This is a genomic window from Faecalibacterium prausnitzii (assembly GCF_003324185.1).
GTDB classification, from domain to species: domain Bacteria; phylum Bacillota; class Clostridia; order Oscillospirales; family Ruminococcaceae; genus Faecalibacterium; species Faecalibacterium prausnitzii.
The window spans coordinates 180,185-204,653 of sequence record NZ_PXUP01000002.1; the positions used below are offsets into that span (position 1 = coordinate 180,185).

The window sequence follows — 24,469 nt, forward strand, 5'->3', positions numbered from 1 at the left end:
TTACTGCTTGGCTGCAACTGCCATGGCGATCTGCTCCGGGGTGATGGGCAGCTCGTAGAAGCGGGTGCCGATGGCGTTGTAGATGGCGTCCGAGATGGCGGGCAGCGGCGTATTGATGACCACCTCACCGATGGACTTTGCGCCAAAGGGGCCGTTGGGCTCATAGCTATTCTCAAACTCCACATGGATATGCCCGATATCGTTGCGGGCAGGGATCTTGTACTGGAACAGAGAGTTCTCCTCCGGGTATCCGTTTCTGTCGTAGGTGATGTTCTCGGTCAGGGTCATACCGATGCCCTGCAAAATACCGCCCTCTGCCTGCACACGGGTCAGGTTGGGGTTGATGGGGGTGCCGCAGTCCACGCAGGCGTCAAATTCCAGCACCTTCACCTCGCCGGTCTCGGTATCCACCTCTACCTCGGCAGCGCCCACCATATACGGCGGCGGCGACAAAGGCGAGGTATGGGTCTCGGTAAATTCCAGCGGGATCTTATGGCCAAACTGAGAAGCAAAGGCGATCTCGGACAGGGTCTTTTGGCGGGTGGGGTCAGCGCTTTCAAACACGACTTTGCCGTCAAACTCCACAGCATCCGCCGGGCATTCCAGCAGCTCTGCGCCCAACTTGCAGATCTGTTCCCGCAGCTTCATGGCGCACTTTTCGGTAGCCTTACCGGTGACATAGGTGGTGCTAGAGGCGTAGGAGCCGGAATCGTAAGGGGAAGAATCCGTATCCGCACCAAAGACGGTAATGTTATCCAGCGGGCAGTCCAGCACCTCGGCGGCGATCTGCGCCAGCGTAGTATCGCAGCCGGTGCCCATATCGGCAGCACCGATCATAAGGGTATAAAAGCCGTCATCGTTCAGTTTGAGGGTAGCACTGCCCACGTCCATGCCGGAAATGCCGGAGCCCTGCATGGCCATACCCATGCCTACGGCACGGATCTTGCCGTTGCCCATATCCCGGGCGGGGTACTTGTGCTCCCAGTCGATCATCTCGCGCACCTTAAGCACACACCGGTCCAGCGCACAGCTGGTATTTACTGCGCCGTAGTAGGCGGGCATCACATCACCCTCCTGCACGGTGTTCTTCAGACGCAGTGCAATGGGGTCCATGTTCAGCTTGTGCGCCAGCTCGTTCACGGCAGACTCCACCGCAAACAGGCCCTGTGTAGCACCATAGCCGCGGTATGCACCGGCAGACATGTGGTTGGTGTACACCACATCGCTGACAAAGCGGAAGGCTTCGGCCTTGCCGTACAGCGGGATGGACTTATGACCGGACAGGCCCACGGTAGTGGGGCCGTGCTCGCCGTAAGCACCGGTGTTGGACAGGGTGTACAGGTCAATGCCCTTCACAATGCCATCCTTGGTAGCGCCCAGACGGACGTGCATCTCCATCTCGTGGCGCGGCGAGGAAGCCGTCTGACTTTCCACACGGCTGAAGATGAGCTTGGAGGGCTTTTTGGTCATCCAAGTCACAAAAGCCGGGTACACCTCGCTGACCGCGGTCTGCTTAGCGCCAAAGCCGCCGCCGATGCGGGGCTTGGAGACACGCACCATGGACTTGGGAATGTGCAGTGCATTGGCAATGTTGCGGCGGGCGTGGAACACGATCTGGGTAGAGCTGAGCACATTCAGCCGCCCATAAGTATCAATGGAACAATAGGTGCGGAAGGTCTCCATCATGGCCTGCTGACAGGCCTTGGTGTGGTACACATGGTCGATGACCACATCGCACCCGGCCAGCACAGCGTCGATATCACCATTGCCGCATTCATCATGAGCGCAGAGGTTGCGCTTGTTGTCGGCGCCCACGGGGGCAAGGCTTTCCCAGTTATCCTCCGGATGCACAAGGATAGGATTATCCTTTGCGGTGTGGAAATCCAGCACGGCTTCCAGCACCTCATAATCCACTTTAATGAGCTTGAGTGCCTTGTCCACGCACTTTTCATCCTTACCGGCTACGATGGCCACCACGTCTCCCACAAAGCGGACGTGGCGATCGATCAGCAGACGGTCGTAGGGGCTGGCCTCCGGGTAAGTCTGGCCGGCCTGCGTGTAGCGGCGGGCATCCTGCGGCACATCCTCCCAAGTGAAGATAGCCTCGATGCCGGGCACTTTTTTGGCAACAGCGGTGTTGATGCTGCGGACGATGGCGTTTGCATGGGGCGAGCGCAGCAGCTTGACGATCAGGCAGTCCTGCGGGATGATGTCATCCATATAGACAGGCTGGCCGGTGACCAGCTGCATCGCATCTTTTTTGCGGAACGGTTTGTTGACGGTTTTCACTGTACGCCCTCCTTCTGCTTTTTCCATGCCAGAAAGCTCATAATGCCGCGCAGCTGGCCTTCGTAGCCGGAGCAGCGGCACAGGTTTCCGGCAAGGTATTCCTTCACCTGCTCTTCGGTGGGGTACGGCTGCTCCCGGAATAAAGCCAGCGCATTCATAATAAAGCCCGGGTTGCAGAAGCCGCACTGCTCTGCACCCTGATCTGCGATAAAGGCACCGAACTCGGCGGCCTCCTCCTGCAGACCCTCCAGCGTGGTGATCTTGTGCCCATCGGCGCGGGCTGCCAGCACGGAGCAGGACAGCACAGGCTTATCGTCCATAAATACGGTGCACAGACCGCAGTTGGAAGTCTCGCAGCCGCGCTTGACGCTCTTGCAGCCGTGTGCACGGACAAAATCGATCAAAAGCATATCCGGGGCGATCTCCTCGGACACCCGGATGCCGTTCAAGGTAAGTGTGATCTGCATTTACTTTTCCTCCTGCATTTTACGCTGTTCCAGCTCCAGCACTGCGCGCTTTGTCAGCACGCCTGCCAGATGTCTGCGGTATTCGGCGCTGCCGCGCATATTGGATCCGGTAACGATCTGCGCCTTTACGCTTTCGGCAAACTGCGCGGCAAGCTGTTCTGCCGCAAGGGCAGGCTCTGCCGGGAGTTCGAACCGCACGGCGCGCAGCGGACGCGCACCAATGACGATGTTGTAATCGCCGTTCTCCATCCGGGCGGCAGCACAGGTCAGCACCGGGATATCGGTCTGGCTGTTGCGCACCGACTGGTAATAAATCTGCATCGGTGTCTTTTTTACAATCAGCCGCACCAGAATGTCCCGGTCGTAGGGGCGCTGTGCATATTCCTGCAGCGGCAGGATGCCGCCCTTGTACAGTTCCACATCACAATCCATGGCAAGGAACATGGTCAGCACATCCGAAAAGCCGAACCGGCTGTAAATGCTGCCACCCACAGTAGCCAGATTGCGCAGCTGCACGCCCACGATATGGCGCACAGCCTCCCGCATAGCGCCGTGGGTGTAGGCGGCAAGCCCCGGGTGCTGTTCCAGCTGACGCAGGGTGACCATAGCGCCGATGGAAAAGCCCTCCTCGTTCTCCTCAATGGTATCCAGTCCCAGACCGGAAAGGTCGATGGCGGTGCCGACATTGATGGTTTCCATCTTCAGCCAGATCATGCCGCCCAAAATGCGGTTTGGTTTTTTCTGGTTCAGCTGCCACGCTTCCTCCAGACTTTCTGCCCGCTTGTATTCTCGGATCGTCATCATGTGCAGTACCTCTCTTTTCTATCGCTGCGATATCTCTGCTTTTATTTTAGCACAGCTTTCGATATAATACTATTATAAAATGCTGCTGAAGGGGTGTTTTTGTATGAAGAAGTCGCTTACGGTCGGCTGTGTGATCATGGCCTCCGGGCTGAGCCGCCGGTTTGGCACAAACAAGCTACTGGCAGATTTTTGCGGGCAACCCATGCTCTGCCGTGCTTTTGACGCTACCGCCACACCCGGTATCGCTGCCCGCATCGTGGTGACCCGCTCGGAGGAGGTGCAGGCACTGTGCAGGGCGCAGGGCGTCCCGGTGCTGCTGCACAGCCTGCCCGGCCGCAACGATACCGTTCGGCTGGGTCTTTCGGCGCTGCTGGAGCAGCTGCCGGAGCTTAGCGGTTGTATGTTTCTGCCCGGGGATCAGCCCCTGCTGCGCCGGGAGACGGTAGAAGCTATGACAGAGCGCTTCTGCCAGGAGCGGTTGTACCCGGCAGAATGGCAAAAAGAAACAGAACGGGAGATCTTCCGTCTGGGAGCCGTGGCCGAAAACGACCCGGCGCCTCTTGTTGGAAGTCCCGTTCTGTTTGGAAGCAGTTTCTTTCCGGAACTGCTCACCCTGCCGGAAAATAAAGGCGGCAACGTGCTGCTTAAAAAGTATCCTGCGCAGGTGCGCACGGTTTACATTGCGGACAGCGCAGAGCTGCTGGATGCAGACACCCCGGAGGTGTTGCAGCAGCTGGAAGCCCTTGCCCGACAAAAAAGTTAAAATTTATTCTGCCATATCGTTCTTGGGCAGCAGCACGTTCAGCAGAATTGCCACAAAGGCGGCCGGAACAATGCCGGACTCGCCGCAGATCAGCTGGAGGGCCTGCGGAGCCTGTGCCAGAATGCCGCTGTTGGCACCCATGCCATAGCCCACGCCCAGTGCCACAGACACGATGGTCAGGTGGCGCGGAGTCATCTTTTCCTTGGTGATCAGCTGGATGCCGCTGACCACGATGGAAGAGAACATCATAACGGCAGCACCGCCCAGAACGGCCTGCGGCATGATGGAAATCAGCGCACCCAGCTTGGGGATCAGGCCGCAGAGGATCAGGAACACGGCACCGGAGGCCAGTGCCATACGGTTAACCACCTTGGTCATGGCCACCAGACCCACGTTCTGGCTGAAGGAGGTATTGGGCAGCACGCCGAACAGTGCGGCAAAGGTAGAGCCGAGGCCATCGCAGATGACGCCGCCGGACAGCTCCTTATCAGAGGGCTCACGGTTCATGCCGCCCTCCATCACGCCGGAGATATCGCCCACAGTCTCCACTGCGGTAACGATGAACATGATCAGCACCGGCAGGATTGCACGGGCATCGAATACCACCTTGACCGGCATCAGCTTGGGTACTGCGAACCAGGAGGCCTGTGCCACCTTGTTCCAGTTGAGCACCCATGCCTTGGTGAACTCTACACCATCAGCAGTCACGCCGGTGGTGGGCAGCACCAGACCCATAATGAAAGCAACCACATAACCGGCCAGAATGCCGATGAGGATGGCAGAGGAGCTAAGGAAGCCGGTGGTCCAGTGTTTGAAGAACAGGATGACCACCAGCACGAACAGTGCCAGAAGCAGGTTCTCCACAGAGCCGAAGTCCTTGGCCTTGTTGCCGCCGCCGAAGGAGTTGATGCCCACCGAGATCAGCGAAAGACCGATGGAAAGCACCACCGTGCCGGTGACCACCGGCGGGAAGAACCTGCGCAGCGGCTTCAGGAAGAAGCCCAGCACGCTTTCAAAAATACCGCCGATGATGGATGCGCCCATGATCGCGCCATAGGCCAGCACACCGCCGCCCATCGTGCCCACAACGCTGTTGAACACGCCGATAAAGCCGGAACTGGTACCCATGATGATAGGCACTGCGCCGCCCACGGGTCCGATGGTGAACAACTGCACCAGCGTAACGATGCCTGCCACGAACATGGCGCTCTGCAGCAGGGTGACCTGCAGGTCTGCAAACTCGCCGCCTGCAATGCCGCAGGCGCTGGTAATGATCAGCAGCGGGGTCAGGTTGCCCACGAACATGGCGCAGACATGCTGCAAGCCCAGCGGGATGGCCTGCCGCAGGGACATTTTGGCTTCAAACTGATAAGCCGCTTCTTCAAGCTTGACTTCCTTCAAAAATTCCACTCTCCTCAAGGTTTTAAAGGTTTATGCGGTTCGGATGCTTTGCAAAAAAGCGAAAATATTATAGCAAAATGCAGATAAGATGTAAAATAAGTATGACTTTTTATATGAAGAAATGCTGCATCCTTTAAGCGAACTTTTCTTCGGCAGACAAGCAAAAAAGCAGGGCTTCCGCATGATTTGTCCAGCCTGATTCGCCTGGCATCATACAGAATCCCCTGCTTTTTTCGTGCTTTTCTCTGTTTTTTGTGCGATACGGAAAAATTTTTGTTTCTGCAGTCAGAGCAGTCCATAATCCCGCAAACAGCGCGTCAGCCCTGCCTGTGTGGTGTCAAATACGATGCCCTGCGCCCGCAGCTTGCTGCAATCCATCGCAAGATTCCGTGCCCAGTCAGCTTCCTGAATATCGACCGTGATCCCCAGTGTCTCAGCAAACTGCCGGGCGGTCAGTACCATGTTTTCAGCGTTTTCACTGCCAAAGTTATAGACCCCGCCGGGCAGGGTCAGGGCAGCTTCCAGCAGTGCTACCGCCTGCCGGACATAGGTGATGCCCCGGAAGTCCCAGACAGAAAAGCGGACAGATTCTCCCCGCTGCGCCGCACGCAGAAGGTTCAGCGGCAGGTTGCCCCGGATGGGCAGCCGGTAGCCCGGCAGGTCGTACATCCATGTGGCGCGCAGCAATACGGCACCCGGGCAGAGCGCCTGCACCCGCTGCTCCATTTCCAGCTTGCCCTGCCCGTACACATTGGCAGGCTTTAACGGAATTGTTTCCGGCAGCGGGCCGGACTGCTCCACACCGGCATAGACCTGATCCGAGCTGAAAGCCACCAGCTTTGCGCCGATCTCAGCTGCCGCCCGGGCAAGCCAGACCGACAGTTCCACATTGGCGCGGTAAGCCTGCTCCGGGTGGCCGGCGCAGTAGCCGGTATCCGAAATGGCTGCAGTGTGCAGAATGACATCCGGGCGCTGCTGCAAAACAGCCTGCCGCACGGCGTCCTCCCCTGCTGTTGCCAGAAAGCCTTTAGGAAAGGTGCACAGTTCGTAATGCCCCGCCCATTGCTGCATCACGCGGGAGCCCACAAAGCCGCCTGCACCGGTTACAAGGATCTTTTTCATTTTGTTCTCCCGCAATAAGGCATCAGATAAAAAATTCCAGCACGAACACCACGGCACAGCAGCCTGCAGCCACCTGAAACAGGCTTGCGCCAAACCATGCGGCAGCAATGCCGACTACCAGTGCAACAGCACCTGCTGCCGGGCTCTGCGTTGCCTGAATGATGGCCGGAAAGGTCATCACAGCCAGCGTTACATAGGGCACATAGTACAAAAACGACTGGATGAAGCGGTTTTTGATCGGTTTGCGGATCAGCGTCAGCGGCAGGATGCGGATGGCATAGGACACCAGCGCCATGACCGCAATATAGATATAATTGTTATGCGTCATCTTCGTTTTCCTCCTGCCTGACCGGGAACAGCACCGCTGCTGCACCGGAGATCGCCACTGTCAAAAGGATGGTGCGGGTGCCTTCGGAGAGTGCCGAGATGCCCGGCAGATAGCTGCACAGAAAACTCAGCGCAAAGCTGATGACGACCAGCACCGCAACGATCCGATCCTTGCGGGCCGGCGGGATGATGATGGCCAGAAACATTCCGTAAAGTGCCACGCTCAGGGCGCTGACTACCCGCAGCGGCAGCAGGTTGCCCGCTATAATGCCCAGCGCCGTACCACAAGCCCAAGCCGGCGCTGCCAGCAGGATAGCGCCATAGGTATAGTACGGGTTCAGGTTGCCCGGGCGGGCGATAGTAATGCCGAACAGTTCGTCCGTGACATCATAGCCGATGAGCAGCCGATGCCAGAAGGGCGTTTCCGGAGCAAAGCGCTGTGCCAGTGCACAGCTCATCAGCAGATACCGCGCATTGGCGATTAAAGTAATGACCGCCACCTCAAAATAGGTGGCGTTTGCCATGATCAACGCAAATGCGGCATATTCTCCTGCGGAGGCATTGTTCAGCAGGCTGACAAGAAACCCCTGAAACGGCGTAAAACCCGCCTTGCGCGCCGCGATGCCCAACGAAAACGATACCGCAAAATAGCCCAGTGCAATGGGCACACCGTCCCGCATTCCGTCACAGAACACCTTGCGGCTGAACTGATCTGCCCTTCCTGTTTGGACGAGCTGCGGCTCCAAAAGCCTCTGCTTCGATTCCATAGTTGATACTTCCCCTTTCCTATTTTGCAAACAACAGAATCTATTATACTCCCCTGCAGGCAGAGAAGAAAGAGGTTTCGGACTTTTTGTGTAAAATACTGCGTTCAAAAGACTTCGGGGGAGCGCTGATATAGGAGACGCTTTGAACGTTATGGCTTGTTTGATCGTGCCAAAAGATAAAAACACCCCGGAGGTTCCGTTTTCACGGACCCCTCCGGGGTGATGGCGCTATTGGGAATTACTCGAGCTCAATGGTTGCAGGCGGCTTACCGGTGCAATCGTAGAACACGCGGTTGACGTGCTTGACTTCGTTGACGATGCGGCTGGTAACAGTGCCCAGAACATCCCACGGCATGTCATAGCTTTCTGCGGTCATGAAGTCGGTGGTGGTCACGGCGCGCAGCGCAACGGCGTAGTCGTAGGTGCGCTCGTCGCCCATAACGCCAACGCTGTGCATATTGGTCAGCGCTGCGTAATACTGGCTGATCTCCTTATCCAGACCGGCCTTGGCGATCTCTTCGCGCCAGATGGCGTCAGCGTCCTGTACGATAGTGACCTTCTCGGGGGTCACCTCGCCGATGATACGGATGCCCAGACCGGGGCCGGGGAACGGCTGACGGCTGACCAGATACTCAGGCAGACCCAGCTCACGGCCGGCCTGACGAACCTCGTCCTTGAACAGGTTACGCAGAGGCTCCACCAGTTCCTTGAAGTCCACGGTATCGGGCAGACCGCCCACGTTATGGTGGCTCTTGATGACGGTGGACTCACCGCCCAGACCGCTTTCCACCACATCGGGGTAGATGGTGCCCTGTGCAAGGAAATCCACCTTGCCGATCTTCTTGGCCTCTTCCTCGAACACGCGGATGAACTCCTCGCCGATGATCTTGCGCTTGCGCTCCGGCTCGGTGATGCCCTTCAGCTTGCTGAAGTAGCGGTCGCGAGCATCTACGCAGATGAAGTTGATGTCGAAGCCGTTGGCATTGCCCGGGCCAAAGACAGAGCAGACCTCTTCCTTTTCATTCTTGCGCAGCAGGCCGTGATCCACGAACACGCAGGTCAGCTGCTTGCCGATGGCCTTAGCCAGCATAGCGGCCAGCACGGAGGAATCCACGCCGCCGGACAGGGCGCACAGCACCTTGCCCTCGCCGATGCGCTCCCGCAGAGCCTTAACGTTGTTCTCTACAAAGGAATCCATCTTCCAGTCGCCGGAGCAGCCGCAGACGTTGTACACAAAGTTGCGCAGCATCTTCTTGCCCTCGGCGGTGTGCAGCACCTCCGGGTGGAACTGTACGGCGTACAGACCCTTTTCGGCATTTTCAACGGCTGCCACAGGGCAGTTTGCAGTGTGGGCAGTGATCTGGAAGCCGGGAGCCGCCTGCTCGATGTAGTCGTTGTGGCTCATCCAGCAGATGGTAGAGGGCTGTACATCGGTGAACAGCTTGCTCTCGGTGTTCACGAACACCTCGGTCTTACCGTACTCACGCTCGGGAGCGCGGCAGACATGACCGCCCAGCAGGTGCATCATCAGCTGGCTGCCGTAGCAGATGCCCAGCACAGGCACGCCCCAGCTGAAGATTTCGGGGTCGATGGTGGGAGAGTCCTCCAGATAAACGCTGTTGGGGCCGCCGGTGAAGATGATGCCCTTGGGATTCTTGGCCTTGATGACCGAAAGATCGGTTTTATAGGAATAGATCTCGCAGTAGACATTATTTTCTCGGACGCGGCGGGCAATCAGCTGATTGTACTGTCCGCCAAAGTCCAGCACGATGACAGTTTCATGCTGCATGATGTTTTCCTCCATTTTTAAGTGTGTTTTACAGATAATTTTAGTATAGCACATCTCACAACAAAAAGCGACAGTTTTTGTGAAGTTTTCTGTTATTTCATTCTGCGGATCGGATGTCGCAGCACGGTCTTCAGCTTCTCCGGTGCGGTGCGGCGCGGGTCTCCCAGATAGATTTCGTGATGGAAGCGTGTGTCTGAAAAATCCGGGCAATATCCCTGCTCCGCTGCAAACGCATCCAGCTGCCGCAGGGTCCCCGGCTCGGTGTCATAGGAGCCGATGTGCATACACTGCACGCACAGGCCTTCATCATAGGTAAAAAATTCCACCTTAGAAAAGTCTTTTTTCTTTTTGGTAGTGGCCTCCTGCACCGCCCAGTCAAATTCGGCACGGGTGACAAATTCCGGGAGACGAATCATGGAGGTCCAGATAAAGGTCTCCTTGTTGGAAAAATCCACACCCTCTGCCCCGGGCTGATGCCACAGTCCCTCCAGTGGTGGAACGACATATTCAAAATAGCCGTCCATCTTATGGCTGCCCTTATAGCTCATTTTAATGGTAAACGCAATGCCGTACAGCAGTTCCAGCGCTGCCTTGTATTCCCCTGCCGGGTCATTGGGGTCGCCCTTGCCCTGCACCGCCACAAAATTCATCGCAGGGACGGTGATGATTTGCGGTTTCTTCGGCGGGAGGTAAAATTCTTTATATTCCTTCTTATAGTCAAATGGCATCCTTCTTTTCTCCTTCCAACAGCTCACGCTGTTTCTTTTTGCTAAAGCCGCCCAGCACAAGCCGATAAGATTTTTCCAGCATCTCCCGCAGCAATGCATCCGGCACATTTCCCTCTGCTTTTACGGAGTTCCAATGCACCTTATTCATATAATAGCCCGGAATGATATCTTCATACTGTCGGCGCAGAAAATCGCCCTCGGCGGGGTCCAGCTTGCAAGTAATATACACCGGCTTTCCCGTGGCATCATCCAGACAGACGGCTGCAAACATTTTGCCGCCGATGTGGTATCTTATCCAGTTCCACTTTGCCTGTAAGTCTTTGGTAACGCCAGGCTTTTGAAGAAGCTCTGTGTCGATCCAGCTGTATTTCATGGCAGCACCTCCGTTTTTCTCAGTATAACTGATTTGGAGGCACTTGTAAACGAAAAGTTGTTGGTTTTTACTTATAATACGTCAATTCTGAAAAATCGGTAGCAAAAAGAGCCATCCGCTCAGAAAACCTGAGAGGATGGCTCTTGCATTAAATGTTATGATCAGATGGAAATGGTGTTGCACACGTCCACCAGCACGGGGTCAAGGCTCTTGGTCATCTCCAAAGCCTCGTCCACGGGGTAGTCCACCAGCTTCTCACCCTTCATGCCGACGATGCGGTTATACTTGCCCTGCTCCAGCAGGCAGACAGCCTGATAACCCATGGCAGAAGCATTCACGCGGTCGCGCAGGGTGGGAGAACCGCCACGCTGCACATGACCCAGAATGGTTGCGCGGGAATCGATACCGGTACGTGCCTGGATCTCGTTGGCGATCTCCTGTGCATGACCCACGCCCTCGGCCACAATGATGATAAAGTGACGCTTGCCGGTCTTCTGGGTCTCGGCGATCTTATCCAGAATGTCGCGCTGCATATCGAATTCCTTCTCGGGCAGCAGCACAGCCATAGCGCCGGAGGCGATGGCCACGTTCAGAGCGATGTAACCGGCGTTGCGGCCCATGACCTCGACCACACTGCAGCGGTCGTGGCTCTGGGTGGTGTCGCGCAGCTTGTCGATCATTTCCAGCGCGGTGTTCATGGCGGTATCGTAGCCGATGGTGTAATCTGTGCAGCCGATATCGTTATCAATGGTACCGGGCAGGCCGATCATGGGAATGCCGCGGTGTGCCAGTGCGCGGGCACCGCGGTAGGAGCCGTCGCCGCCGATAACGACCAGCGCATCAATGCCCAGCTCGCGGCACTTTTCAGCGCCCTTATCCTGACCTTCCTTGGTCTTGAACTCCAAGCAGCGTGCCGTATACAGAATGGTGCCGCCAGCAGAGATGATGTTAGAAACGCTGCGCAGGTTCATTTCAAAGCACTCGCCGTTAAGCAGGCCGTTGTAGCCGCGCTGAATGCCGATCATACGGAAGCCCTTGTGCAGGCCGGTGCGTACCACAGCGCGCACAGCAGCGTTCATGCCGGGAGCATCACCACCGCTTGTAAGCACGCCAATCGTTTTGATTTGCTTTTCCATACGAGAGATTCCCTCCAATTTACAGTTCAGTTCTTCATTTACCCTTTTGCCTGTACCCTCTTCTTCCAGAAACAGGCCAGTTGCTTTGCAACAGCTTTGATTCGCCTTTAATGATTATAGCACACCATCCAGACAAATTTCAATAGGGTTTTGAGACTTTATGCAATTCCATGCGGTACAAAATAATGACGGTACATCGCATTATTTTTGCAATTTGTACCACTTGGAAAAATTGAAATCGTCCCATGCGGTGCCATTCGTGCGCAAATATGTCATTTTGTTGCAACATTTTCTGCGCCCAGCAGCCGCTCCAGCTCTTTGAAGAAGAGCGGATGCCCGGAAGTGTACAGCCGGCGCGGTGCGGCCAGCTTCTGCTTGGTATCTTCCAGATACAGGATCACCGGGATATCGCCATCAAAGATCTCCAGCAGGTTCACCACTTTATCGTACTGGGGGCAGCTGCGGGACGGCAGACGGATGAATACCCGCCGGGCAGCTGTTTTGACAGGGTCCGGGCGGCCTTTATCCAAGCGGGTCGGGTCGTAGCTGTCAATGGGCAGAATGCTGTCTGCCAGCAGCTTGGAGGCTTCATCCTCCCGCACGGAAAGCCGGCCATCGATGACCACAACAGCGTTTTCCTGAATGGCATCCCGGAACCTGTCCAGCACCTTGGGGAACACGATGACCTCCATGGTGCCGGTCAGATCCTCCACACTGGTAAAGGCCATCATGCTGTTGGATTTTGTCGTCATCATGCGGTTTTTGACTACTGCACACACGATACGCACCTTTTCGCCGTCCTGCACATGGGCATCCTCGCCAGTGAGGTCTTTGATGGTGTGGGAGCCGATGCGGGCAGATTTTTCCCGGTAAGCGTCCAGCGGATGGCCGGACAGGTACAGGCCGCTGACCTCTTTTTCCTGTTGCAGCAGCTCGGCAGGGGTGTACTCTGCCAAGGGGCGGATCTCGTAGACATCCTCCTGCGGGCTTTGCTGCACTTCCCCGCTCATCACGGAGAACAGATCCAACTGTCCTTCCAGATTGCGGCGGGAGTCGGTCTCGATGCTCTTGAGGATGCCCTCTACCGCCTCTACCATGCTGTGGCGGTTGGAGCCGAAGCAGTCAAAGGCACCGGCTTTGATCAGGCTTTCCACCGCGCGGCGGTTCAGCTCACTGCCGTGCATCCGCTTGCAGAAATCATAAAGGCTTGTGTAGGGCTTTTCCTTACGCTCGGTGACTGCGTTCTCGATAAGGTTGCGGCCTACGTTTTTCACGGCGTTCAGCCCAAAACGGATCTGACCATTATCATCGGCGGTAAAGCCGCCGTTGGAGATGTTCACATCCGGCGGCAGGACTTTAATGCCCAGACGGGCGCACTCGCCGGAATACTCGATGACCTTATCCGTATTATCCAGCACACTGGTCAGCAATGCTGCCATGAACTGGCTGGGGTAATGGCACTTGAGATAAGCGGTCTGGAAAGCCACATAGGCGTAGCAGGCCGCATGGCTCTTGTTGAAGGCGTAGGACGCAAAGCTGGACATCTCGTCGTAGATCTGGTTTGCCACCTGCTCCGGGATACCGTTGGCAACGCAGCCGGGGCATTCGTGGCCGGGCTCGGTGCAGCCATGCACAAAATGCTCCCGCTCTGCCTCCATGACGGCATGCTTCTTTTTGCTCATGGCGCGGCGGACGTTATCTGCCTGCCCGAAGGAGAAGCCCGCCAGTTCCCGGAAGATCTGCATGACCTGCTCCTGATAGACGATGCAGCCGTTGGTCACATCCAGAATGTGCGCCAGCTGCGGGGTCTTGTAGCTGATCTTGTCCGGTTCGTGCCGGTTGCGCAGATAGGTGGGAATGGAGTCCATGGGGCCCGGACGGTACAGGCTGATCAGAGCGATGACGTCTTCAAGGTTCTGGGGCTGCAAGCCCACAAGCACCTGTTTCATGCCGGAGGATTCCAGCTGGAACACACCCTCGGTATCGCCCTGTCCCAGCATTTTATAGGTATCCGGGTCGTCATAGTTCAGATCACGGATGGAGAACTCCGGGTGCTGCTTTTGCACCGCAACCTCCGCATCTCGGATGACAGTCAGGGTGCGCAGCCCCAGAAAGTCCATCTTCAAAAGACCCAGCTCTTCGATCTCGGTCATATTGAACTGGGTCACCGGCAGGCCGTCGTTGGTGGCAAGCGGCAGATAATAATCCGTCGGCTCCGGCGTAATGACCACGCCTGCCGCGTGGGTGGAGGCGTGCCGGGGCATACCCTCCACCTTCAGTGCGGTGTCGATGAGCTCGGTCACCTGCGGATCGGTATCGTAGAGCTTTTTCAGCTCGCTGGAAACCTCCAACGCCCGCTTGAGGGTCATTTTCAGCTCCATGGGCACAAGCTTTGCCACTACATCTACCTGCTGGTACGGGAGTCCCATCACACGGCCCACGTCCCGGATGGCGTTGCGGGCTGCCATCGTACCAAAGGTAACGATCTGCGCCACATGGTCCGCACCGTATTTGCGGTTGACGTAGTCGATGACCTCCTGTCGGCGCTCGTAGCAGAAGTCCACATCGAAATCCGGCATACTGACGCGTTCGGGGTTCAAAAAGCGCTCGAAGATCAGGTTATAGCGGATGGGGTCGATATCCGTGATGCCCACGCAGTAGGCAGCAATACTGCCCGCGCCGGAGCCGCGTCCCGGCCCCACCGGGATGCCCTGACTTTTTGCAAAATTGATGTAGTCCCATACGATGAGGTAATAGTTGGTGTACCCCATGGTCTTGACCACGCCGATCTCGTATTTCAGGCGGTCGATGTTGGCCTGCGGCACGTCCGGGCCGTAGCGGCGTTCCAAGCCGTCCCAGCAGAGCTTTTCAAAGTAGGCCTGATTGTCCATGCCGTCCGGGGCTTTGTAGTATGGAATCTTTGTGTGACCGAATTCAAAGTCAAAATTGCACTGCTCGGCAATCTTTGCCGTATTGGCGCAGGCTTCCGGCACCATGGAGAACAGCTCGTACATCTCGTCTGTGGTCTTGACGTAGAATTCATCGGTCTGGAACTCCATACGGTCGGCGTCCTGAATGGTCTTGCCGGTCTGGATGCACAGCAGGATGCTCTGCATCTTGGCGTCCTCTTTGCGCAGATAATGGGCGTCGTTGGTGGCTGCCATGGGGATGCCCGTCTCCCGTGAAAGCTTGATGAGCTGCGGCAGAACAGCGGTATCCTCCTTCAGGCCGTGATCCTGCAATTCGATGTAGTAATTCTCTGCACCGAACAGCTCCCGGTACCACAGCGCAGTCGCCTTTGCGCGCTCGTAGTCCCCTGCCAGAATGGCTTGCGGGATCTCGCCCGCCAGACAGGCCGAAAGGCAGATCAGTCCCTCGTGGTATTGCTCCAAAAGCTGCTTATCCACGCGGGGTTTGGAGTAAAAGCCCTCCACGAAACCGGCAGAGACCATTTTGATCAGGTTCTTATAGCCGGTCTCGTTTTTGCACAGTAAAATCAGGTGGTTATTGCCGTCTATTTTATTTACCTTATCAAAGCGGGTGCGAGTGGCAACATACACTTCGCACCCGATGATGGGCTTGATACCCGCCTTTTTGGCGGCCTTATAAAACTGCACACAGCCGTACATTACGCCGTGGTCGGTGCAGGCAATGGCGGTCTGTCCGCACTCCTTCACCCGCTCCATCAGCTGGTCGATGCGGCAGGCACCGTCCAGAAGGCTGTATTCCGTATGGATATGCAAATGGGCAAAGGGACGGGTATTTGCGGTAGGTTCACTCATTGTACTGCCTCCTGTCCCTCCTGCTGGCGCTGGCGCAGATTTTCCGCCAGCGCCTCCAGCTTTTTCATCCGGTGTGATAAGCCGGATTTGCTCACAGCCGGATCAAAGCAGCCGCACAGCGCGGTAAGCGAAAGATCCGGGTATTGCAGCCGCTTGGCTGCTGCCTGCTGCAGCACCTCCGGCAAGGTCTCCAGTGCGTGCTGTTCCTGCAAATAGCGGATGGCTTTCAGGGTCTGGGCATTCGCCCGCGCCGTTTTGCCAAGGTTTGCGGTATCGCAGTTGGTCTGCCGGTTGGTCTGATTGCGTACCTGCTTGAACGCCTTGAGCACACTGATCTGGGTCGCGGCATCCGCAGCACCCATAAAGCGGAGTAAGCGCTCCACATTGGCACCGGTCTTGACGTAGATCAGGTTCACGCCGTTGCGGCGGGTGCGGTGGGGCGCAAACTCGTGCTCGGCCAGCAGCGCTTCAAAATCCCGGGCGAGGTTCGTCCGGGAGGTGAGAAATTCCAGGTTATATTCCTTTTGCGGGTCGGTGACCGTGCCACTGCACAAAAAGGCCATGGCGATATAGGCGCTGACGCAGGTCTGACAACGGATGAGCCCGGGGTCGATCTGCAAGCTGGTCTCCCTGCCGGTGGTGCCGAACAGTTCATGCAGGCGGGTGACCTGCTCCGCATCGCGGATGTTGAACTCGTACAGCACACCGCTGACGCGGGGCTTTTCCGTGATCTCGCCCCGGATGCCGCAGCGGGCAAACAGCTGCTGCGCCAGCTGCACCGTATGGGGTTGCTCGGTTTGCAGCACAAGACCGCGGGCATCAAAGTATTTGGCAAAGCAGGCAATGCCATAGGCGGCTGCACGCACACAGCATTCCTTGGTGGGGCTGCGCTGCGCGATCTCCTCCCGCGCACTGGATGCAAAACTCATAGTATTTCCTCTGTTTTCAGCGCACGGCATCCCGGTGCTGCACCCCGGGCTCGTAGCCCAGAGAGGTGCAGTATTCCGCAAGCTTGCGTGCGAATGTGATGGAGCGGTGCTTGCCGCCTGTGCAGCCCACCGCAATGGTCAGCTGGCTTTTGCCTTCCTTGACATAGAGCGGCAGGGCGTACTGCAAAAAGTTCTCGTACCGGCGCAGCAGCTCCTGTGCTTCGGGGTAGCCCATGACAAAATCTACCACTTCCTGATCCAGTCCGGTCTTGTGCTTCAGTTCCGGCACATAGAAGGGGTTTGGCAGGCAGCGCACATCCAGCACAAGGTCGGCCTCCGGCGGCAAACCAAACTTGAACCCGAAGGACATAATGGTGAGACGCATGGCATTTTTTGCCCCGCCGTTTTTCATGAACAAATCGCAGATACGCTCTTTATTCTGGGAGGTGGAGAGCAGACCGGTATTGATGGTATAGTTTGCACGTTCCTTCAAGGGCTGTAAGATCTGCCGCTCCTTCAAAAAGGCATCCCGGGTAGAGATGCCCTCTGCAATGCTGATGGGGTGGCGGCGGCGGGTCTCGCTGTAACGGCGCATCAGCACATCGTCCGGCGCATCCAGAAACAGAATCTTATAGGGTGTTTTCTGCTCGTCCAGCTGCTGCAGGGCAGTCTCGATCTGTTCCCTGCTGCGGCAGCCGCGCACGTCCATGGAAAGCGCCACCCGCTCCAGCTGGTTGTCGCCCGCCTTGGAAAACGCCGTAATGCTGGGCAGCAGCCCCGCCGGGACGTTATCAATGCAGAAAAAACCGATATCTTCCAGCGCATTCATAGCCACAGACTTTCCCGCGCCGGAAAGTCCGCTGACGATCAACAGCTCCATCTGTGTTCCACACTCCCTCTATTTGCGCAGTTCAGCGGACTACGCGGATCTCTTTTTCCAGATCGTAACCGGTCTTTTCCTTTACGATAGTGCGTACTTCTTCGCACAGTGCCAGCACGTCTGCGCAGGTGGCGCCGCCAAGGTTCACCACAAAGCCGCAGTGCTTCTCGCTGACGGCGGCACCGCCGTGTCGGTAGCCCCGCAGACCGCACTGGTCAATGAGGGCTGCGGCAAAAGCGCCCACCGGGCGCTTGAAGGTACTGCCTGCGCTGGGCTTATCCAGCGGCTGCTTATCCAGCCGTTTTGCCATCAGTTCGTCCATCTTTGCGCGGATAACCTCCGGTTTGCCCGGAGTCAGGGCAAACTGCGCCGAGAGGATACAGCCGCCGTTTTCTTCAAAAATGCTGTGGCGGTAGCGCAGGTCAAGCTCCGCGGCCGTTGCCTCCTTCGCCTCGCCCTCGGCGGTGAGGTACTGCACCGTGGTCAGCACATCCTTTATCTCGCCGCCGTAGGCTCCGGCGTTCATGTAGACTGCGCCGCCCACCGTACCGGGGATGCCGTAGGCAAATTCCAGCCCGGTCAGGCTATGTTCCAGCGCCGTTTTGCACAGCGCCGAGAGCCGCACGCCCGCCCCGGCGGTGAGTTGTGTTCCGTGCACCTCCACAGTGTCCTGCATGGAGGAAATATCCAGCACCACGCCGTTGTAGCCCTCGTCGGCAAACAGGATATTGCTGCCGTTGCCCAGCAAATAGTACCGGACGCCCTGCGCTTTGCATAGTGCAACAGCACGGCAAAGCTGTGCCCGATCTGCCGGCTGCACGAACAGCCGCGCCGGGCCGCCGATCTTAAAAGTACAGTGCGCTGCCAGCGGCTCGTTTTCTTTATAAGCAATACCTGCTGCGGTGAGCAGCTGCTTGAGTTGTTCCATAGGGTCAGGCTCCTTTTTATAGAGAGGTTCAGTCCATTTTGTCATCCAGTCCCAGCCGGATCAGCAGCTCCTTGGCTGCGTTATAGCCCATCTTCTTCTGGCGGTTATTGATGGCTGCAGTCTCCAGCACCACAGCCAGATTGCGGCCGGGAGAGACCGGGATGCTGGTGCTGGGAATGCTCACGCCCAGAATGTCGTAGTATTCGCTTTCCAGACCGGTGCGCTGGTAGTTCTTGGTGGGGTCCCACGCCTCCAGCTGCACCACCAGATCCAGACTTTCGCTCAGCTTGACAGCGCCTACGCCGTACACGCGGGCCACATTGACGATGCCGATGCCGCGCAGCTCGATGAAGTGGCGGATATTTTCCGGGGCAGTGCCCATGATCTGACGGTTGGACACCTTGCGCAGTTCCACGGCATCATCTGCCACCAGACGGTGGCCGCGCTTGACCAGCTCAATGGCCAGTTCGCTTTTACCGATGCCGCTGTCACCAAGGATCAGGATGCCCTCGCCGTACACCTCCACCAGCACGCCGTGCCGGGTGATGCGGGGCGCAAGTTCCAGGTTCAGCACGCTGATCAGACTGCCCATCAAAGTGCAGGTGGTCTCGTTGGAGCGCAGCAGGGCAACCGCGTGCTTCTGCGCCAGCTCCTGCATCTCCGGGAAGGGTTTCAGTTCCTCGCTGCGGCAGACGATGACCGCCGGGGGCTGCTGCCGGAACAGCTGTTCCAGCGCCTCGTAGCGCTTTTCTGCCGTCAGACCGGACAGAAAGTTCATCTCTGCCAGACCCATGATCTGCAGGCGAAGCTTATCGAAATAATCATAATAGCCCGCCAGAAACAGACCCGGGCGGTTGACCTCGGCGATCTCCACGCTGATTTCATCCAGCGCCCGGGGGGTGTATACCACTTCCATGCTGACGCGGTCGGTCAGCGTTTTAAGCGAAACATTGAACGTACCCATCCTGGTTCCTCCTGTATCCTTTTGCCGCGCTGTGCTGCGGGCACTCTTATTCATATTATAATAAAATTCGGCGGCAAATACAACGCCCGGGGCGCTGTTTTTGTACCCACGGCGGGAAACCGACGCTGCATCGCAGCGTGTGCACAGGATTTTTACATTTTTCTTACTTTACATGGGTTTTACATTTCGGCGATTTCAGATTTTACATTGTTTTTCTATACTTAAAGCACAGGAAAAACACGTCAAGAAAAGTGAGGGAAACACTTATGACCATTTTTAATGTCTTTTCGCTGCTGGGAGGTCTGGCCCTGTTTTTGTTCGGTATGGACATCATGGGCAAGGCACTGGAAAAGCAGGCCGGCGGCCAGCTGCAGAAAATTCTCAGCAAACTGACCGATAACCCCCTCAAGGGCTTTTTTCTGGGTCTGTGTGTGACTGCCGTCATCCAGAGTTCCAGCGCTACCACCGTTATGGTGGTGGGCTTTGTCAACAGCGGCATCATGGAGCTGCATCAGGCCATTGGCGTGATCATGGGCAGCAACGTGGGCACTACCGTGACCAGCTGGATCTTGAGTCTTTCCGGCTTGCAGGGCGACAGCCTGTTCATCCAGCTGCTCAAGCCCACTTCTTTTAGCCCTGTGCTTGCATTTATTGGCATTTTGCTGTATATGTGTAAGAGTGAGAAGAAAAAGGGCGTGGGCACCATCCTCATCGGCTTTGCTGTGCTGATGACCGGCATGACCACCATGTCCAACGCGGTGCTGCCGCTGCAGAATGAGACATGGTTCACCAGCCTGTTCACCCGCTTCTCCAACCCCCTGCTGGGCGTTCTGGTGGGCGCACTGGTCACCGGCATCATCCAGAGCTCCAGCGCCAGCGTGGGCATCCTGCAGGCGCTGAGCGCCACCGGCGTCATCACCTACGGCAGTGCCATCCCCATCATCATGGGTCAGAACATCGGTACCTGTGTGACCGCACTGCTGTCCTCTGTGGGTGCGAATAAGAACGCCCGCCGGGCTGCCATGGTGCACCTGTACTTCAACATTATCGGTGTGACCATCTTTCTGTTCGGGTTCTACGGACTCAACGCCGTCTGCCACTTTGCCTTTGTGAATACCACCATCGAGGCTTGGGGCATTGCAATCGTGCACTCGGTGTTCAACATTCTGGCCACCGTCATTCTGCTGCCCTTTGCCACCGGGCTGGAAAAGCTGGCCATCCTGACCATTCCCGATTCCCCGGAAAAAGAGGAGTTTGCGCTGCTGGATGACCGTCTGCTGAACACCCCCGCTGTGGCTGTGGAGCGCGCCCGCGCCGCTACCGCCGAAATGGCAGAGCTTGCCCGGGTGGGTGTGGTGCAGGCCATGAGCCTGACCCACGAATGGAACGATGAACTTGCCCAAAAGGTGCGGGATGAGGAGTGCCGGGTGGACCGGTACGAGGACGCACTGGGCACTTATCTGGTCAAGCTGTCCGGCCGGGAACTGAACCACACCGACAGCCAGAGCGTGAACACCCTGCTGCACACCATCAGTGATTTTGAGCGCATCAGCGACCATTCCGTCAACCTTCTGGAATCCGCCGAGGAGATGCACCAGAAGGAGATTCACTTCTCCAAGGATGCACAGGAGGAGCTGCAGGTGCTGGAGGATGCGGTGCAGGACACCCTGAGCCGCACCACCGATGCCTTCCGCAAGGGGGATCTGCACCTTGCTTCCAAGGTTGAGCCGCTGGAGGCCGTGGTCAACGAGCTGGTGCGCGCCATCAAGGCGCGGCACGTTGCCCGCCTGCAGGCCGGCAGCTGCTCTATTGAGTACGGTTTTGTGCTGGACGATCTGCTGACCAACTACGAGCGTGTATGCGACCATTGCAGCAACGTGGCAGTTGCGCAGATCGAGGTGGCACAGGACAGCTTTGACACCCACGCCTACCTGAACGATCTGCGCCACGGCAACGACACCAAGGAAAGTGAAGAATTCCACCGCCGTCTGGGCCGCTACCGTGAGCGGTATCTGTTCCCGGACGGACAGACTGCTGAGGAGAACTGAGTTATGATTTATATTGTAGAGGACGACGCTTCCATCCGCGAACTGGAGCAGTACGCCCTGCAATCCAACGGCTACGAGGTGCAGGGCTTTGAGAGCGCCGAGCCCTTCTGGCAGGCCATGCGTGCCGCTGAGCCGGAGCTGGTGATCTTAGACGTGATGCTGCCCGGCGAGGATGGCTTTTCCATCCTGAAAAAGCTGCGCAACACCCCTTCCCTGCGTAAGCTGCCCATCATTATGGTCACCGCAAAATCCAGCGAACTGGACACCGTGCGCGGGCTGGACTGCGGCGCAGATGATTACATTGCTAAGCCCTTCGGGATTATGGAATTTCTCAGCCGGGTGCGTGTGGCGCTGCGGCGCTCTGCCCCGGAGGTAAGGCCGGACGTGCTGATTTTCCATGAAATTCAGCTGGACAATGCCCGCCACAGCGTTACGGTAAACAGTACCCCCGTGGAGCTGACCTACAAGGAATACTGCCTGCTGCGGCTGCTGCTGGAAAACACCAGTCTGGTGGTGACCCGCGAGACCATTTTGCAGGTGGTGTGGGGTACCGACATCTCGGTGGAAAGCCGTACCGTGGATATGCACATCCGCACCCTGCGCAAAAAGCTGGGCGATGCGGGGCGTTACATCTGCACTGTGCGCAAGGTGGGCTACAAGCTGACCGATGAGGAGGCCGAAGAAGAATGAAGCTGCGCAGCATGGAAGAAAAGATCAGCTACCGGTTGTTCCTGATGGGCTTTCTGGGGCTTATATTCACCGCAGTGCTGTGCATTTTTGTGTTCCATAAGGCCTTTACGGCGCAGGCATGGTCGGCTTTGGAGCGCGAGACCGACCTTGTGCGCGCTGGGTACGAACAGGCCGGAGACCCCACACAGCTGAGTGCCTTTGTGACCGATGATCTGCGCGTGACGCTGATCAGTCAGGACGGCAGCGTGCTGTTTGAATCTGCCACCGACCAGCCCATGGAAAACCACCTGACCCGCCCGGAGATCCGCGATGCCATTGCAAACGGCGAGGGCCGGGACATCCGCGATTCCCAGACTATGGGCTATGAGACCTATTACTATGCGCTCCGGCTTTCCGGCGGGGATGTGCTGCGCGTGGCACAGGACGCCGAGACCGTGTGGTCCATCTATGATGCCACCATTCCGGCCATCGTGCTGAGCTGCGTGGCGCTGATGCTGGCTGCTGCGGTGCTGGCCGCCCTGCTGACCAAAGCACTGGTACAGCCGGTGCTGAACATGACTGAGGATCTGGATCACATTCAGGAAAATGTGCCCTACCGGGAACTGATCCCCTTTGCAGAGAGCATCCACTCCGACCGCATTCTGCGAGAAAACAACGAGAAAATGCGGCAGGAGTTTACTGCCAATGTCAGCCATGAGCTCAAGACCCCGCTGACCAGCATTTCCGGCTATGCAGAGTTGATTGAGACCGGCATTGCAAAGCCGGAGGATGTGCCGGATTTCGGCCGCAAGATCCACAGCGAGGCCACCCGCATGATCCAGCTGGTCAACGATATTTTGCAGCTTTCCAAGTTGGACACTGTAAGCGAGACCGGGGACACCCCCGTAATGGAAACGGTAGACCTTTTGGAGGTTGCCAAGGAGTGTGTGGAGCGCCAGAAACTGAACGCCCGCCGCGCCTATATCTCCCTGACTTATCTGGGCGAGAGCGCCCCGGTGCTTGGCAGCCGCGCGCTGCTGGATGAACTGTGCCAGAATCTGTGCGACAACGCCATCCGCTACAACCGCCCGGGCGGTAAGGTACAAATCATCACCAGCTGCAACCGGGACGGACACTGCTCCCTGACCGTGGCCGACAACGGCATCGGTATCCCGCGGGAAGCGCAGGCCAGCGTGTTCGAGCGCTTCTACCGGGTGGACAAGAGCCGTAGCAAGGCCACCGGCGGCACCGGGCTTGGGCTTGCCATCGTCAAGCATATTGCCCGTATCCACAATGCCCGCATCAAGCTGGAAAGTCAGGTAGACGTTGGCACCACCATCACTGTCACCTTTCCTACCGCCTCTTAATACAGCATGAAATGCACGTCTGTCCGCCATTGCGGGCAGGCGTTTTTTGTTGGGTCAAAGATTGCGCCGCTGCCGCTCCGCAGCGCTTCCCGGGCTTGCAGGTGCAGCACATCCACGCCCTGCTGCCAGCAGCTTTGCAAAAGTGTGGTGCACTGCGCCGCAAGCTGTTGCCGCTGCGCCTGCGTGGGCAATGGGCTATGGGCGGCACGTTGGCAGTCCAGCCGCACAAGCACCTGCGCCTTTTGCAGGGTGACCGAAACGGTGCAGCGCCGGATGCCGATGCGCTCCCCTTCCAGCCAGAGCTGCCGGATACCGCCCTGCCCGGCAAGCATCCGGAAAACCTCAGTCTGTTCCGGGGATAGGGGCGTATTAGCTGCCACGGTATGCAGAACGCCGCCTTCCTGTATCGTTACCTCTTCCGCGTTCCACCCGAGAACAGGCAGAAGTCCCGGCTCTGTGTGCTCATACAGCCGGGGTGCGGTGGGTGCTGCGGCTTTTATTTGTGCCATTAGGGCATCCGGCAGGGCGACCCGTGTGGCAAGGTGGTCTGTTTCTCCTTCTGCGCAAAGCAGCCTTGCCGCCGTGCGTCCGCAGCCGTGCCGCAGCACCAGCTGCTCGTACTCTGTTAGTAATGGCTCTTCCGCTTTTGACAGCAACAGGTAGTCACACAGGCGGTAGCTTGCGGTTTGGGGCAGTGCCTGCTCTGCCCCAGCCAACGCCTGTTCCATCGTTTGCCCCTCTGCCTGCACAAACTGTAATGCGGCAGAGGCTTCGGCGGCATCGGCGGCGGCCTGCGGTGCCTGATAGAGCAGCCCTGCCTGATACCCCTGCCCTGTCTGTGAAAGATACACCGCCCGCACCATGCTTTTCTCGGTGCTTTCGCAGCGCAGGAATAAAAGGCACCATCCTGTTAGAAGCAAATACAGCATCGGTTTG

21 protein-coding genes are annotated in these 24,469 nt (G+C 57.4%); 4 read left to right on the top strand and 17 right to left on the bottom strand.

Going from position 1 to position 24,469, the window contains the following annotated elements; genetic code table 11:
- Genes C7J97_RS02210 through C7J97_RS02220 form a run of 3 tightly spaced genes read right to left on the bottom strand, consistent with a single transcriptional unit; the run spans position 1 to position 3,560 of the window.
- Positions 1-2,289: a xanthine dehydrogenase family protein molybdopterin-binding subunit gene (locus tag C7J97_RS02210; protein WP_113991913.1), complete on the bottom strand. Its 2,289-nt coding sequence runs from the start codon at positions 2,287-2,289 to the stop codon at positions 1-3.
- Positions 2,286-2,756 carry a (2Fe-2S)-binding protein gene (locus tag C7J97_RS02215; RefSeq protein ID WP_015538514.1) on the bottom strand — a complete coding sequence of 157 codons (471 nt, stop codon included), beginning with the start codon at positions 2,754-2,756 and terminating at the stop codon, positions 2,286-2,288. The genes C7J97_RS02210 and C7J97_RS02215 overlap by 4 nt, the downstream gene beginning before the upstream one ends.
- Positions 2,757-3,560, bottom strand: a complete 804-nt coding sequence (locus C7J97_RS02220) for an FAD binding domain-containing protein (protein WP_113991914.1) — start codon at positions 3,558-3,560, stop codon at positions 2,757-2,759. It abuts the gene before it with no gap.
- 103 nt (positions 3,561-3,663) lie between these two features.
- Between C7J97_RS02220 and C7J97_RS02225 the strand changes: the two genes are divergently transcribed.
- Positions 3,664-4,323 carry a nucleotidyltransferase family protein gene (locus tag C7J97_RS02225; RefSeq protein ID WP_015538516.1) on the top strand — a complete coding sequence of 220 codons (660 nt, stop codon included), beginning with the start codon at positions 3,664-3,666 and terminating at the stop codon, positions 4,321-4,323.
- Between the two features lie 3 nt (positions 4,324-4,326).
- Here C7J97_RS02225 and C7J97_RS02230 read toward each other — a convergent pair whose 3' ends face one another.
- From C7J97_RS02230 to hprK, 13 genes are all read right to left on the bottom strand, one after another.
- Positions 4,327-5,676: a uracil-xanthine permease family protein gene (locus C7J97_RS02230; protein ID WP_044960821.1), complete on the bottom strand. Its 1,350-nt coding sequence runs from the start codon at positions 5,674-5,676 to the stop codon at positions 4,327-4,329.
- A 333-nt stretch (positions 5,677-6,009) separates the two neighbouring features.
- Positions 6,010-6,846 (bottom strand): SDR family oxidoreductase, encoded by an 837-nt coding sequence (locus C7J97_RS02235; protein ID WP_113991917.1) that lies wholly within the window; start codon positions 6,844-6,846, stop codon positions 6,010-6,012.
- A gap of 22 nt (positions 6,847-6,868) precedes the next feature.
- Complete coding sequence (locus C7J97_RS02240) at positions 6,869-7,174, bottom strand: AzlD domain-containing protein (RefSeq protein ID WP_005925791.1); 306 nt, start codon at positions 7,172-7,174, stop codon at positions 6,869-6,871.
- Positions 7,164-7,940, bottom strand: coding sequence for an AzlC family ABC transporter permease (locus tag C7J97_RS02245; protein ID WP_097783948.1), 777 nt, complete (start codon positions 7,938-7,940; stop codon positions 7,164-7,166). The genes C7J97_RS02240 and C7J97_RS02245 overlap by 11 nt, the downstream gene beginning before the upstream one ends.
- Positions 7,941-8,178: 238 nt before the next feature.
- Positions 8,179-9,729, bottom strand: a complete 1,551-nt coding sequence (gene guaA / locus C7J97_RS02250) for a glutamine-hydrolyzing GMP synthase (RefSeq protein ID WP_113991918.1) — start codon at positions 9,727-9,729, stop codon at positions 8,179-8,181.
- A gap of 92 nt (positions 9,730-9,821) precedes the next feature.
- Positions 9,822-10,457, bottom strand: a complete 636-nt coding sequence (locus C7J97_RS02255; protein ID WP_005925743.1) for a GyrI-like domain-containing protein — start codon at positions 10,455-10,457, stop codon at positions 9,822-9,824.
- Positions 10,447-10,830 (bottom strand): MmcQ/YjbR family DNA-binding protein, encoded by a 384-nt coding sequence (locus tag C7J97_RS02260; protein WP_113991919.1) that lies wholly within the window; start codon positions 10,828-10,830, stop codon positions 10,447-10,449. The genes C7J97_RS02255 and C7J97_RS02260 overlap by 11 nt, the downstream gene beginning before the upstream one ends.
- Positions 10,831-10,991: 161 nt before the next feature.
- A complete protein-coding gene (pfkA, locus tag C7J97_RS02265; protein WP_005925738.1) occupies positions 10,992-11,966 on the bottom strand; it encodes a 6-phosphofructokinase in 975 nt (324 codons plus the stop codon).
- A gap of 272 nt (positions 11,967-12,238) precedes the next feature.
- Positions 12,239-15,748, bottom strand: a complete 3,510-nt coding sequence (locus C7J97_RS02270; protein WP_113991920.1) for a DNA polymerase III subunit alpha — start codon at positions 15,746-15,748, stop codon at positions 12,239-12,241.
- Positions 15,745-16,677, bottom strand: a complete 933-nt coding sequence (gene whiA / locus C7J97_RS02275) for a DNA-binding protein WhiA (protein ID WP_005925729.1) — start codon at positions 16,675-16,677, stop codon at positions 15,745-15,747. Before whiA ends, C7J97_RS02270 begins: the two co-directional genes overlap by 4 nt.
- 16 nt (positions 16,678-16,693) lie before the next feature.
- On the bottom strand, positions 16,694-17,557 hold the full coding sequence (gene rapZ, locus C7J97_RS02280; RefSeq protein WP_113621071.1) for an RNase adapter RapZ: 864 nt from the start codon (positions 17,555-17,557) through the stop codon (positions 16,694-16,696).
- Positions 17,558-17,588: 31 nt separating this feature from the next.
- Entirely contained in the window at positions 17,589-18,485 is an 897-nt protein-coding gene (gene murB, locus C7J97_RS02285) for a UDP-N-acetylmuramate dehydrogenase (protein WP_113991921.1), read from the bottom strand.
- 28 nt (positions 18,486-18,513) lie between these two features.
- Positions 18,514-19,449 carry an HPr(Ser) kinase/phosphatase gene (gene hprK / locus C7J97_RS02290; RefSeq protein ID WP_113991922.1) on the bottom strand — a complete coding sequence of 312 codons (936 nt, stop codon included), beginning with the start codon at positions 19,447-19,449 and terminating at the stop codon, positions 18,514-18,516.
- A gap of 266 nt (positions 19,450-19,715) precedes the next feature.
- Between hprK and C7J97_RS02295 the strand changes: the two genes are divergently transcribed.
- The 3 genes from C7J97_RS02295 to C7J97_RS02305 are packed head-to-tail and all read left to right on the top strand — an operon-like array spanning position 19,716 to position 23,533.
- Positions 19,716-21,497: a Na/Pi cotransporter family protein gene (locus C7J97_RS02295; RefSeq protein WP_113991923.1), complete on the top strand. Its 1,782-nt coding sequence runs from the start codon at positions 19,716-19,718 to the stop codon at positions 21,495-21,497.
- 3 nt (positions 21,498-21,500) lie between these two features.
- A complete protein-coding gene (locus C7J97_RS02300; RefSeq protein ID WP_113991924.1) occupies positions 21,501-22,187 on the top strand; it encodes a response regulator transcription factor in 687 nt (228 codons plus the stop codon).
- Entirely contained in the window at positions 22,184-23,533 is a 1,350-nt protein-coding gene (locus C7J97_RS02305; protein WP_113991925.1) for a sensor histidine kinase, read from the top strand. Before C7J97_RS02300 ends, C7J97_RS02305 begins: the two co-directional genes overlap by 4 nt.
- Here C7J97_RS02305 and C7J97_RS02310 read toward each other — a convergent pair.
- Positions 23,530-24,462, bottom strand: a complete 933-nt coding sequence (locus C7J97_RS02310) for a hypothetical protein (protein WP_242983418.1) — start codon at positions 24,460-24,462, stop codon at positions 23,530-23,532. The genes C7J97_RS02305 and C7J97_RS02310 overlap by 4 nt on opposite strands.
- Positions 24,463-24,469: the final 7 nt, after the last annotated feature.

Bases quoted from the DNA above. Each gene is read 5' to 3' on its own strand.
- C7J97_RS02310 (WP_242983418.1), bottom strand. From the start codon at position 24,462: ATGCTGTATTTGCTTCTAACAGGATGGTGCCTTTTATTCCTGCGCTGC.
- C7J97_RS02240 (WP_005925791.1), bottom strand. From the start codon at position 7,174: ATGACGCATAACAATTATATCTATATTGCGGTCATGGCGCTGGTGTCC.
- C7J97_RS02230 (WP_044960821.1), bottom strand. From the start codon at position 5,676: ATGTCCCTGCGGCAGGCCATCCCGCTGGGCTTGCAGCATGTCTGCGCC.
- C7J97_RS02215 (WP_015538514.1), bottom strand. From the start codon at position 2,756: ATGCAGATCACACTTACCTTGAACGGCATCCGGGTGTCCGAGGAGATC.
- murB (WP_113991921.1), bottom strand. From the start codon at position 18,485: ATGGAACAACTCAAGCAGCTGCTCACCGCAGCAGGTATTGCTTATAAA.
- C7J97_RS02245 (WP_097783948.1), bottom strand. From the start codon at position 7,940: ATGGAATCGAAGCAGAGGCTTTTGGAGCCGCAGCTCGTCCAAACAGGA.
- C7J97_RS02305 (WP_113991925.1), top strand. From the start codon at position 22,184: ATGAAGCTGCGCAGCATGGAAGAAAAGATCAGCTACCGGTTGTTCCTG.
- C7J97_RS02270 (WP_113991920.1), bottom strand. From the start codon at position 15,748: ATGAGTGAACCTACCGCAAATACCCGTCCCTTTGCCCATTTGCATATC.
- C7J97_RS02300 (WP_113991924.1), top strand. From the start codon at position 21,501: ATGATTTATATTGTAGAGGACGACGCTTCCATCCGCGAACTGGAGCAG.
- C7J97_RS02255 (WP_005925743.1), bottom strand. From the start codon at position 10,457: ATGCCATTTGACTATAAGAAGGAATATAAAGAATTTTACCTCCCGCCG.
- C7J97_RS02220 (WP_113991914.1), bottom strand. From the start codon at position 3,560: ATGATGACGATCCGAGAATACAAGCGGGCAGAAAGTCTGGAGGAAGCG.
- whiA (WP_005925729.1), bottom strand. From the start codon at position 16,677: ATGAGTTTTGCATCCAGTGCGCGGGAGGAGATCGCGCAGCGCAGCCCC.
- C7J97_RS02235 (WP_113991917.1), bottom strand. From the start codon at position 6,846: ATGAAAAAGATCCTTGTAACCGGTGCAGGCGGCTTTGTGGGCTCCCGC.
- C7J97_RS02295 (WP_113991923.1), top strand. From the start codon at position 19,716: ATGACCATTTTTAATGTCTTTTCGCTGCTGGGAGGTCTGGCCCTGTTT.
- guaA (WP_113991918.1), bottom strand. From the start codon at position 9,729: ATGCAGCATGAAACTGTCATCGTGCTGGACTTTGGCGGACAGTACAAT.
- pfkA (WP_005925738.1), bottom strand. From the start codon at position 11,966: ATGGAAAAGCAAATCAAAACGATTGGCGTGCTTACAAGCGGTGGTGAT.
- hprK (WP_113991922.1), bottom strand. From the start codon at position 19,449: ATGGGTACGTTCAATGTTTCGCTTAAAACGCTGACCGACCGCGTCAGC.
- rapZ (WP_113621071.1), bottom strand. From the start codon at position 17,557: ATGGAGCTGTTGATCGTCAGCGGACTTTCCGGCGCGGGAAAGTCTGTG.
- C7J97_RS02225 (WP_015538516.1), top strand. From the start codon at position 3,664: ATGAAGAAGTCGCTTACGGTCGGCTGTGTGATCATGGCCTCCGGGCTG.
- C7J97_RS02260 (WP_113991919.1), bottom strand. From the start codon at position 10,830: ATGAAATACAGCTGGATCGACACAGAGCTTCTTCAAAAGCCTGGCGTT.